This window comes from Bacillus sp. BB081, from assembly GCF_008368895.1.
GTDB lineage: Bacteria > Bacillota > Bacilli > Bacillales > Bacillaceae_G > Bacillus_A > Bacillus_A wiedmannii.
The window spans coordinates 1-888 of record NZ_QOZX01000140.1 but is presented as its reverse complement, the minus strand read 5'-3'; the positions used below and the strand labels follow the sequence as shown (position 1 = coordinate 888).

General features: G+C 24.5%; 1 protein-coding gene. It reads left to right on the top strand.

Annotated features, from left to right (window positions below):
- Positions 1–257 precede the first annotated feature (257 nt).
- The coding region (locus tag DN394_RS28720) for an AAA family ATPase (RefSeq protein WP_179953672.1) at positions 258–888 on the top strand (631 nt) is incomplete at its 3' end.

The window sequence follows — 888 nt, the reverse complement described above, 5'->3', positions numbered from 1 at the left end:
CATTTAATTGAGCGTACAAGTTATCATTTAGGTTAGGATAAGTAGTAGACGAAGAATGTTTATATGTATTATTTCGACAAAATATGACAATCAGTTAATCTGCAATGTGTTATTATAATATAGGAAAATTAAACGGAGGTTAATATCTAGATTGCAATAAAAAATGAAAAGAATTGATATCTGCTTTTTTAAAGTTTACAAAAACACTGAAATTCTATAATTATATCAGGGAAAATGTACAATGGGAGGGTATGAATTTGAAAAAAATAAGAATTAAAAATTTAAGAAGTTTAATTGATACGAAAGAAGTTGAAATTAAGCCATTAACTATTTTAGTTGGTAAAAATAGTACGGGGAAAAGTACTTTCTTAAGATTTTTTCCTTTAATGAAACAAACATTAATGACTAGAAAAAACGAACCTATTTTGTGGTATGGAAAAGATTATGTTGATTTTGGAAGTTTTAAAGAAAGTATAAGCAAGAATAAAATAGGAGAATGTATAAACTTTCAATTTGAATTCGATTTGGATCTTGATTATTGGAATAATAATAGTATAAAAGTAGTTTTAGAAGTAGAGGTTAATGAAAATTTATTTAATCGTATTTGTCTTCGAATAGGAAAAGTTCAAATTGATTTAAGTTCAAATTCTGAAAAAATGTATAGCTTAAAAATAAATGATAAAATTCAAAATGCAAATTTGATTAGTTTTAATACAGAGTTTAATTCTGCATTCATACCAAGGTTTATGTTTTTACCAATTCCAAAAGAGAATGTATCTGAAGAAAATCAAAAAAGACAAATTTTTTCAAGTAAACAATATTTTAGCGAACTTATTAAAAGTAGTCCCGGTATATTCACCGAATATAATAGTATTGATAGATTTTTAG